This window comes from Stieleria sedimenti, assembly GCF_025060895.1.
Lineage (GTDB): Bacteria > Planctomycetota > Planctomycetia > Pirellulales > Pirellulaceae > Stieleria > Stieleria sedimenti.
In genome coordinates, this window is sequence record NZ_JANZKV010000173.1 from 17,874 (window position 1) to 27,388 (window position 9,515).

At 60.6% G+C, this 9,515-nt stretch carries 9 protein-coding genes; 5 read left to right on the top strand and 4 right to left on the bottom strand.

Going from position 1 to position 9,515, the window contains the following annotated elements; translation table 11 throughout:
- Positions 1-41: 41 nt before the first annotated feature.
- Together gltX and NZK35_RS21895 are read right to left on the bottom strand one after the other, a co-directional pair.
- Positions 42-1,592 (bottom strand): glutamate--tRNA ligase, encoded by a 1,551-nt coding sequence (gene gltX / locus NZK35_RS21890; RefSeq protein ID WP_259634657.1) that lies wholly within the window; start codon positions 1,590-1,592, stop codon positions 42-44.
- Positions 1,593-1,681: 89 nt separating this feature from the next.
- Positions 1,682-3,511 carry a hypothetical protein gene (locus tag NZK35_RS21895; protein WP_259634658.1) on the bottom strand — a complete coding sequence of 610 codons (1,830 nt, stop codon included), beginning with the start codon at positions 3,509-3,511 and terminating at the stop codon, positions 1,682-1,684.
- Between the two features lie 36 nt (positions 3,512-3,547).
- Between NZK35_RS21895 and NZK35_RS21900 the strand changes: the two genes are divergently transcribed.
- Together NZK35_RS21900 and NZK35_RS21905 are read left to right on the top strand one after the other, a co-directional pair.
- On the top strand, positions 3,548-3,709 hold the full coding sequence (locus NZK35_RS21900) for a hypothetical protein (protein ID WP_259634659.1): 162 nt from the start codon (positions 3,548-3,550) through the stop codon (positions 3,707-3,709).
- Between the two features lie 266 nt (positions 3,710-3,975).
- On the top strand, positions 3,976-4,581 hold the full coding sequence (locus NZK35_RS21905; RefSeq protein ID WP_145221089.1) for an HNH endonuclease: 606 nt from the start codon (positions 3,976-3,978) through the stop codon (positions 4,579-4,581).
- A gap of 123 nt (positions 4,582-4,704) precedes the next feature.
- Here the strand turns inward: NZK35_RS21905 and NZK35_RS21910 are convergent, their stop codons facing one another.
- Positions 4,705-4,983, bottom strand: a complete 279-nt coding sequence (locus NZK35_RS21910; RefSeq protein WP_095739652.1) for a ferredoxin family protein — start codon at positions 4,981-4,983, stop codon at positions 4,705-4,707.
- A 162-nt stretch (positions 4,984-5,145) separates the two neighbouring features.
- Between NZK35_RS21910 and NZK35_RS21915 the strand changes: the two genes are divergently transcribed.
- Both NZK35_RS21915 and NZK35_RS21920 read left to right on the top strand, forming a co-directional pair.
- On the top strand, positions 5,146-6,369 hold the full coding sequence (locus NZK35_RS21915) for a class I SAM-dependent rRNA methyltransferase (RefSeq protein WP_259634660.1): 1,224 nt from the start codon (positions 5,146-5,148) through the stop codon (positions 6,367-6,369).
- An 89-nt stretch (positions 6,370-6,458) separates the two neighbouring features.
- On the top strand, positions 6,459-7,121 hold the full coding sequence (locus tag NZK35_RS21920) for an FHA domain-containing protein (protein ID WP_259634661.1): 663 nt from the start codon (positions 6,459-6,461) through the stop codon (positions 7,119-7,121).
- A gap of 175 nt (positions 7,122-7,296) precedes the next feature.
- On the opposite strand, the gene xerD is transcribed toward NZK35_RS21920, so the two are convergent.
- On the bottom strand, positions 7,297-8,250 hold the full coding sequence (gene xerD, locus NZK35_RS21925) for a site-specific tyrosine recombinase XerD (protein ID WP_259634662.1): 954 nt from the start codon (positions 8,248-8,250) through the stop codon (positions 7,297-7,299).
- 110 nt (positions 8,251-8,360) lie between these two features.
- On the opposite strand from xerD, the gene galE reads away from it, so the two are divergent.
- Positions 8,361-9,353: a UDP-glucose 4-epimerase GalE gene (gene galE, locus NZK35_RS21930; RefSeq protein WP_259634663.1), complete on the top strand. Its 993-nt coding sequence runs from the start codon at positions 8,361-8,363 to the stop codon at positions 9,351-9,353.
- Positions 9,354-9,515: the final 162 nt, after the last annotated feature.

Below are 9,515 nucleotides of genomic sequence, written 5' to 3' on the forward strand. Positions count from 1 at the left end.
GTTGACCTGATCCTGTAACCTGCGCCATTTCGAGAACTGAATCAAGCTTCTGCGGCTTTTTTGCACGCGTTTTCGATCCGCCGAGCCACCTTGTCTTTACCGAGAATCGCCAGTGTATCAAACACGCCAAATCCGACGGCGGTTCCCGTCACGGCGACTCGGACGGCGTGAATGATCTGGCCGATCTGGATTTCGGCGGTTTCACAGTAGCCTTTGAGCAGGGCTTCCGCCGCCGCGGCGTCGAACGATTCGGCCGCCAACACCACCTCGCGAAAACCCGCCAACAGGTCGCAGGCGTCTGCCGGCTTGGTGATCCGTTTGGCGAAGGCTTTGGGGTCATATTCGATTGCATCGGTGAAGCAGTAATCGAAGTCGATGATGTCCCCGGCGACCTTCAGTCGATCCCCGGCGGCGGCGACGACGGCGGCGAGTTTCGGGTCATCCTTTGATTCGACCAGCCCCGCGGCGATCGCGAATGGAGCCACCGCCTGCAATCGGGCCTCGGCCGACAGCGAGGCGAAGTGATCGGCCTGGAACGCCATCAGCTTCTGCGGGTCAAACGAAGCCGGTGACTTGGTGACGCGGGCCAACGAGAACAGTTCGATCATCTCGTCGACGGAGAATTTTTCCCGTTCACCGTCCAGCGACCAGCCCAGCAACAACAGATAGTTCAACAACGCGTCGGCGGTGAAACCGATGTCGCGATAAAAGTCGACGATGACCGGGTTGAAGGTCTCGTCATCGGTCTCCAGATTGCAGCGTTGGGCGATCCGATTGCCGTGTTCGAGCAAGTTCGCAAAGTCTTTGTTCTTGAGATACTTGTTCAGCTTGCGTTTGCTCAATTTGGCCGTCCCGCCCGGTTCGGCCACGTACGGCAGGTGGGCGTATTGCGGACGCGGGTAGCCGAGCGATTCGAGGATGAAGATTTGCCGCGGCGTGTTGGGCAGGTGTTCTTCGGCGCGGACGACGTGTGTGATCCCGAAGGCATGGTCGTCGATGACGCTGGCCAAGTGGTACAGCGGGCTGCCATCGGTCCGGGCGATCACGTGGTCTTGTTCGGTCTCCCAAGCCACGGTCACCGTGCCGCGGACCAGGTCCTCGATCACGCAGTCGCCTTCACGCGGCATCTTCAAGCGAATCGTTGCTTGGCGACCTTCCGCTTCATAGGCTTTGGCTGCTTCATCGTCGGCAGCCATCCAACGCCGATCGTAGAAAAAACGTTCACCGCGTTTTTCGGCGGCTTCGCGCTCGGCCTTCAATTCTTCGGGCAAGGCATAATCGCGATAGGCATGTCCGCTGGCGAGCAACTGGGCCACGGCGACTTTGTGAAGATCGATGCGTTGGGATTGGTAATAGGGACCGTTGGGGCCGCCCACCTCCGGGCCTTCATCCCAGTCGATGCCAAGCCACTTGAAACCATCCAGGATCGGCTGCAGGGCTTCGGTCACGTTGCGTCCCGCGTCGGTGTCATCGATCCGCAGGATGAATTGCCCGCCGGATTGTTTGGCCAACAGCCAGTTGAAGAGGGCCGTACGGACACCGCCGATGTGCAAGTAACCGGTCGGACTGGGCGCAAAACGGGTTCGAATCATGGGATTTGAATGGGAACGGGAGGACGGGAATGGCGACACGATATCAGCGCCCGCGTTTGAAACGAAGGGCGGCGCCGCGTTGCCCGATCCTAAGCCGCTCGGCCGGTGCGTTTGAGGTGCTTTCGCATCCGTCGCCGTTCCGCTTTGCTCATCGATTCCCAATCGATGTCATCGGGATCGACGTCGTCATCGAAGGCCTGCGCTGGATTGCCGCGCGACGGTTCCGCGGCCTGCGCGCTGCGTTGCTGCCGAGCGGCGGAGCTGAGCGGGCCCGAGCCGCGTGATGGGGAAGCGGCACCGCGAGCCGGAGCGCGACCGGATGATTGGGGTTTGGGGCTGCCGCTCGTCGCGTCGGTCTCCGAGTCGTTCGTCTCCTCGGCGTTGACGTTCTTGCGTCGTAGCAGCCCGCCGAACCATCCTTTGTTCTTCTCCTGCGTCTCGGTCTCCGCGTCCTCGTCAGTCACCGGCTCGGCCGAGTCGCCGTCCTGGTCCGCGGAGTCAGCCAACGGTTGGGGTTTCAGCCGCAGAGAGAACCAGGCTTTCTTTTTCACCGGGCGTTCGCGGTCCGGTTGATCGTCGGAATCGTTTTCGGGTTCGGCTGCCGATTCGTCCGCGTCATCGGTCGGCTCGGTCGAACGTGCCGCGCGAAGGCCGAACCACCGGCGTTTGGGTTTGGGTTGATCAGGGGCGTCGAGATCGTCATCGGCAGCGTCGCTCTGGGACGAGTCGTCGGGAGTGGGGCCGTTTGAATCGGAATCGGATCGGTTTTTGCCGCCGCGGAGTCTCAAGCGGGCGAACCAACGCGGCTTGTCCGGCCGCGCCGAATCGTTTTCCTCGACATCGGCCTCGACGTCTGTTTTGTCATCGTTGTCCTGGGAAACATCGTTGTCCTGGGAAACCACGTCGGATTTCGCAGCCGGGGCGACCGCGCGGGCACGCCGGGTTGCGACGCTGGCGACCGCGGGACGCGGTGTGTCTTGCGGCTCAAAGAACTCCGACGGGAAATCTTCCTCATCACGGTTGCGATGCTCGGCGACCCATTGGGCGAGACGTTCGCGGATCGACGGGGCCGCGGGGATGTTGCGGATCTGGCGGTACATGGACCGCAGGTATAGCGTTGCGGCGACGAGAAAGCAGGACCAGGTCAGCATCGGCGCGGCGATCACCAGCGTCGCCTTGGCGGCACCATCGACGACCACGATCTGCCAATGGGCGAGTTCTGAAAAACCGATCAGGACGGCCGAGAGGGCCATGGCAATCAACGCCGGGCGGCAACGAGAGACTTCGGCGATCAATCGCATGGCCAGGATGATGCCGCCGACGTCCAGCACGATCCGTAACCAATTCGCCCCGGACAGCACCGCGCGGTCGCCGACCAGAAGATCCAGCGACGCGCCCAGCCAACCGACCAGATCGACGGTCGCATGCACGCTGGCCAACAGCAACACCACCAGCGTCAATTGCCACAACTGATAGTGGCCGCGATAGTCGTCGCGGCGGTGTCGGCGAAGCACATAGATCAAACGGGTGGCACCGGCCGAAAGCAGCAACAGCATTGTCGTCCACCAGGCGGCCAGACTGTCCGGCCGGTGGATCAGCAGGGGGCGGGCGAGATCGGCGCGATAGGCAAGACTGGGCCACGTGAACGCCGCGTGATGGAGCACCGTCAGCGCGATCGAGATCGCCACCACGATCGCCGCGGTCATCCCCATCGCCATTCGCGAGACCGGAACCAACGAAAACCAACGTCCCCGGAGATGTTGATGCACGCGTGACCCGAATGCTTGGGCCGGCTGCCGTGCGGCACGCAATTCCGCCGCCGCGCGACGCGTCGCCGGGGTGGAAGGGGTGTGGGGAGACACGTGCGAATGGTACAGCACGCGCCGCCGGCGATCAGTGGTGCGGCGAAGTTGGGACATGAAGTACGGGGGCGGTCGAGTCGATCGAAAGCGGCAGTGACGCTGGCAGCAGTCACGCTGGCGATCGCGGCGACGCTGGCGATCGCAGTCACGCTAGCAAGAGCTCCGGCCGCTTCCAGCGGGAACGGTGAATTCGTCGCCCTGACTTCCTACGAAAAATCGCCGGACCGGGTCAATCGGGTTCACTGCGAACCCTGAGGGGGGCACCAAGTGTCTCGCTGCCAGGCGGATCGGGCGTTGGAGGGTCGAAAGCCGCCGGCGGAGATGAAGGTTTCGCAAAAGTCGACGTTCCAGAGGGCGTTTGAGGCTCAATTGGGGGCCCATCCAGACTGTCGGGTTGACTAGAATGTGAGTGCTGATGTGGTTCATCAGAAGACAGTGCGGATTGCAACACGCAACATCATCCCGATCGTGTCACCCCGGCCGGCCGCTAGGCCTGCAACAAGTGCAAGGATTTCGCAGAGATGAGTCAGAGTTTGCTGGACAGTCACGTTTTGATCTTGAACCGATTTTACATGGCCATTCGGGTGGTCGATGTACGTCGAACGTTGACGTTGTTGTATCGCCAATGTGCCGAAGTGATCAGCCACGAGGCGGGCCAGTTCATCAGCTATGACTTTGACAGCTGGTGTGAAATGAGTCAGCTCAACGCGATCGAAAAGCAACCCGGCGATGACTTCATTCAAGCGGTCGGGTTTGAGATGCAAGTTCCGCGGATCGCCCGCTTGACTCGTTTCGATCGGATGCCGATGCAGACGGTGCGTTTCAATCGCAAGAACCTGTTTGCCCGCGACGAACACACCTGCCAGTACTGCGGCAAGGACTATCCGACGCACAAGCTGAGCTTGGATCACGTCGTGCCGCGGAGCCAGGGGGGACCAACGACGTGGGAAAACATCGTGGCGTGTTGTTTGCGCTGCAACAGCCGCAAGGGCGGCCGGACGCCCAAACAAGCGGGCATGAAACTGCGAACCAAACCGGCCAAGCCACGGTTCAACCCGCTCGTCACGCATTCGGTCAACGACCCGCGTTACGATTGCTGGAAGACGTTTCTGCCGGCCGCCGGTTGACATCCGGCCTGTCGTTCAATCGACAGGCCGAATCGCTGCTGCATCAAAAAAAGCCTCGTCGGTGGATCACCGACGAGGCTCTTTGTTTGGCTTGAGACCAAACACGGATCGCCCCAATCGCGATCAATCGTCTGCCAGAGGTTCTTTCTTTTCGGTGATGACCTCGCACTCTTCAGACTTTTGAGCATTCAATTCGATGTAGCTCTTCCACTCCTCGGGCAGATTGTCTTCGTGGAAGATCGCCTCGACCGGACATTCCGGCACGCAGGCTTCGCAATCGATGCACTCTTCGGGGTGGATGTAGACCATTTGCTCGCCCTCATAGAAGCATTCTACGGGGCAAACGACGACACAATCGGTGTATTTGCAACCCACGCAGGGTTCGGCGACGATATGAGTCATGTTCAAAAACCTTTCGTAACGGGAACCACTCAAGAATCAGCTCTTCGACCAATATATCGGCCGGGGAAGCGATTGGCTGCACCCCAACCTGTGCAACGAGGCAGCGATCGGTCATTCTTCAAAGATTCTGACCAATACCTTCGACTCGTACCCTGGCCTGCCGTGTCCCAACCCACCCCCCAACAGCTCCGTGTCAAACCGGGACGACAGTTTCCTTTTCTCGCCCGACACCCGTGGGTGCATGCCCACGCGTTGATCAGCGACGGCAACCGGTTCAGCGACGGCGGCAATCTGGATCGCGGTGACATCGTCGAGTTAGTGGACATGGACGGAAATTTTTTGGGCCGCGGACTGGTCAATCCGCACAGCCGCTTGCGGGTGCGTTTGTACACATATGAGAGCACCACGCCGATTGACGATGCACTTTGGATCGAGCGGATTGACGTGGCGATCGGTCGGCGTCGGCTTTCCCGGGTGGCGGACGCGGACGAAGCCGAGCGGCTGATTTTCAGCGAATCGGATCTGATCAGCGGTCTGATCGTCGACCGATACTCCGATTGTCTCGGTGTCCAGTTTACCGCCGGGGCCTTGATGAAGTGGCGCCAGCCGATTCTCGATCACCTGCAGCAGGTGACGCAGTGCCGCCAGATCGTGGTCCGCGTGGACGAAAAAACCGCCAAGTATGAAGGACTGGATCCGGAGTCGGGCACCCTGGCGATCGCGGGCGTGGACCTCAGCGAGCCGGTCAAGTACCGCCAGAACGGACTCGAATTGACGGTCGACCTGGTCGGCGGCCAGAAAACCGGTGGTTACCTGGATCAGCGGCTCAATCATGAAGCGGCGGCGGGCTATTTGCGTGGAAAACGCGTCTTAGATGTGTGCTGCTACACTGGCGGGTTCGGTTTGGTGGCGGCGCGACAGGGTGCGGAAAACGTGGTGGGCATTGACTCGAGTGCGTCGGCGATTGCGGCGGCCACGGAGTCGGCACAACGAAATGGGGTCGCCGATCGGATGTCGTTCTTGCAGGAAGATTGCTTTGACGCCCTCAAGCGGCTCGGCGACGAGGGGCAGACCTTTGACGCCGTGGTTCTGGATCCCCCACGTTTTGCCGGCTCGCGTCACCAGGTCGACCAGGCCTTGCGGGCCTACCGGCGATTGAACAGCTTGGCCGTTGACTTGATTCCCCCCGGTGGGATCCTGGTCACGTGCAGCTGCAGCGGTCGTGTTTCACGCAGCGAGTTTTTGAACATGCTGGTGGATGTGGGGCGCCGTCAGCGTCGGGACATCATCGTGCTGGAAAATCGAGGGCCGGCTCCGGATCACCCGCTGGCCGTCGGTTGCCCGGAAAGTGACTATTTAAAATGCGTGATCGCCCAGGTGGTCTAGAATTCTGGCAGACGCACGTCAAACAACCAGATATATTGATGGCTCACGACAATCCTCTTTCTCGATCCTTTTCATCTCGGGGTCTGCCCATGTCGGGTGTGACGTTGAAAGTTCTTCACGGCGCCGATCGCGGCAAAGTCTTTGGCGATCTCACTCCACCGTTCACGGTGGGGCGAGAAGAAGTCAATGACATCCAACTCAACGACGAGCGTGTCAGCCGTTGCCACTTCAAGATCCAGCGTGACAACGACCGATTGGTCCTGACAGATTTGGACAGCACCAACGGGACCAAGGTCAACGGAGTGGAATATCCGCTCAAAATCCTTCGCAGCGGTGACCTGATTTCGGTCGGTCGAAGCCTGATGCTGGTCGGATCCGAAGAAGAGATCGCGGCGCGTTTGGCGGCACTGGGAAGTGAAAACCCGACCATGTCGCGGGAGATGTCTTCGTCGGAGAGTTCCGTTGCACTCGAATTGAGTCAGGAAAAATCGCCCTTCCAAATGGACATCGCGTCGGTCCGAGAAATCCCCTCGATCCCGGACAACTTGAGCCCGGGTCAAAAAGCGCAACTTTGCGAGATCTTGGATTTCCTGCAGCACCGTCTGTGCAAATTGGTGGAGACCGCCAAGATCGACGAGTCCAGCCAATCGGTCACCTTGAAGTTGAGTTCCTGGCAACGACTGTTGGGTGTCCAAGCACGCCTGGGGGAAATGCACCGCAAGATCGCGGACCCCGATTGGAACGGTGACTGACTCCCGGGGGCTGCACCCCGTGCCGTCTCCATCGGCTCTAGAGGTGTTAGCGGAATGGCGCGAGCCGTCCGGTCGCGCTTCAAGAACACCGTGAACGACCGGAGGGCTCGCGCCCTACCGCTAGCAAGAAACACCCCGCTTGGCGTCAAAGCCGATGGCACCGGGGCTGCGTCGTTCAGGCCCGTGGATGGTACTGCTGGTGCACCCGTTTGAGTCTAGAATGCTCGACGTGGGTGTAGATTTGCGTCGTCTGGATGCTGGCGTGGCCGAGCATCTCTTGCACCTGTCTGAGGTCCGCACCGCCGGCCAACAAGTGCGTGGCAAAACTGTGGCGCAGCGAGTGGGGGCTGATGGCCGAATCGATGCCGACTCGTTTGGCGTAGTGCTTGACCAGACGCCACAGTTGGATGCGATCGAGCGCTCGTCCGCTGCGCGATAAAAATAGTTCGTCCGGCGGGTGCGGTGGTTTCGCGGCCAGTTCGCCACGCAGGTCTTCGCAATAACGTTCGATCGCCGCGATCGCTCGGCCGCCGATCGGAACCATGCGTTGCTTGCCGCCTTTGCCGGTGCACTTGAGATGTTTCTGATCCAACGAGAGATCGCGGATCCGCAGCGAACAGACTTCACTGGCACGGCATCCGGTCGCGTACAAGACTTCCAGCATCGCGATGTCGCGGAGCCAAAACGCGTCCGATCGGCGCGGGGCGCGGAGGAACAAATCGACCTGCCGCTGCGACAGCACGCCCGGCATCCGCTGCCACATTTTTTGGGCCGCCAGCAGTTCCGCCGGGTTTTCGCTGACCGTGCCCTCCAGTTGCAGGTACTTGAAGAACGTGCGAATGGCGACGACCGCGCGTGACACCGAAGCGGGCGCGAGGCCTGATTCGGACAGGGTCCCCATGAACTGCGTCAGGTCACCGACGCGAATCGAATCCAGGCGTCGCTTCCCGACCCAGCCGATGAAACGGTTGAGATCCCGCCCGTAGGCTTCGATCGTGTTGTCGGCCAAGTGGCACTCGCCGCGCAGATAATTCAAAAATTCCTCGCGGATGGTGTCGGCCGAGTGCGACGGTTTTTCGGGCGGCCCCGACTCCTGCATCAACTGCAACTTGGTTCGTCGTTTGGCCACCGATTGATTTCATCCGGTTTCGGGGGAAGATTGATGTATGGTTTCCGTAATCTCTTGGTCGGCACACCACGTCGCCACATCCGTTGCCCTTAATGCCTGAAGTGGATTTCATGAATGTTTTGGTTGTCGGTGGTGCCGGTTACATCGGTTCGCACGCCGTTCGTTTGCTCACCGAAGCTGGCCACCAGGTCACCGTCTACGACAATCTCTCGCGAGGGCACCGCCAGGCGGTACCGGACGGCATGCTGGTCGAAGGCGAATTGGCGGACCGGGCGAAATTGATCGGCGTGTTGAAAGACAAACAGATCGATGCCGTGATGCACTTTGCCGCCTTTGCGTTGGTCAATGAATCGGTCAATGATCCCGCGCTCTACTATCGCAACAACGTCGTCGCGGCGATCGAATTGCTCGACGCGATGCGCGAAGCCGACGTCAAGAAAATCGTCTTCAGCAGCACGACGGCGACCTACGGCGAACCCGACACGATTCCGATCGTTGAAACGACGCTTCAGCAGCCCATCAACCCCTACGGGTTTACCAAGCTGGTCTTTGAACAGGCGCTCGCCGATTACGCCGCGGCGTACGGGTTCGGCTACGCGGCACTCCGCTACTTCAACGCCGCCGGCGCGCGGCCGGACGGATCGATCGGCGAAGACCATACCCCCGAATCGCACCTGATCCCGATCGTCTTGCAAGTGGCACTCGGCCAACGCGACGCGATCACCGTGTTCGGCGACGACTACCCGACACCCGATGGCACCTGCGTCCGCGATTACATCCACGTCGACGATCTCGGTGCGGCTCACCTGGTCGCGTTGCAAAAACTGCAGCCCGGCAAAGGCATCTGCGTCAACTTGGGGACGGGCCGGGGCACCAGCGTCCGCGAAATCATCCAGGCCTGCCGCGAGGTCACCGGCCATCCGATCCCCGAAGTGATGGGGCCCCGCCGCGCCGGCGACCCGCCGGAGTTGGTTGCCGATGCGAGTCTGGCGGCCGAGTTGCTGGGTTGGAAAACCCAGTACAACGACGTCAAAAGCATCGTGGAAACCGCCTGGAAGTGGCACCAAAGCCACCCGAAAGGCTATTCCGACGCTTTGAACTAGAATTTTGGGCTCTCGCGAGCGCGAGTATCGTTCGCAAGGGGAGGCGTGCTTCACAGATACGCCGATTGATTTGTCAGCTTGAAGCAACAAGGGATTCAGCAGCCGTTGGTGTCTAGCCTTGAGGCGATTCCCGGTCGCTGCGTCGCAGCGACCGTGGGCGGC

Coding starts and splice junctions, on each gene's coding strand:
- galE (WP_259634663.1), top strand. CDS start 8,361: ATGAATGTTTTGGTTGTCGGTGGTGCCGGTTACATCGGTTCGCACGCC.
- NZK35_RS21905 (WP_145221089.1), top strand. CDS start 3,976: ATGAGTCAGAGTTTGCTGGACAGTCACGTTTTGATCTTGAACCGATTT.
- NZK35_RS21920 (WP_259634661.1), top strand. CDS start 6,459: ATGTCGGGTGTGACGTTGAAAGTTCTTCACGGCGCCGATCGCGGCAAA.
- gltX (WP_259634657.1), bottom strand. CDS start 1,592: ATGATTCGAACCCGTTTTGCGCCCAGTCCGACCGGTTACTTGCACATC.
- NZK35_RS21910 (WP_095739652.1), bottom strand. CDS start 4,983: ATGACTCATATCGTCGCCGAACCCTGCGTGGGTTGCAAATACACCGAT.
- NZK35_RS21895 (WP_259634658.1), bottom strand. CDS start 3,511: ATGTCCCAACTTCGCCGCACCACTGATCGCCGGCGGCGCGTGCTGTAC.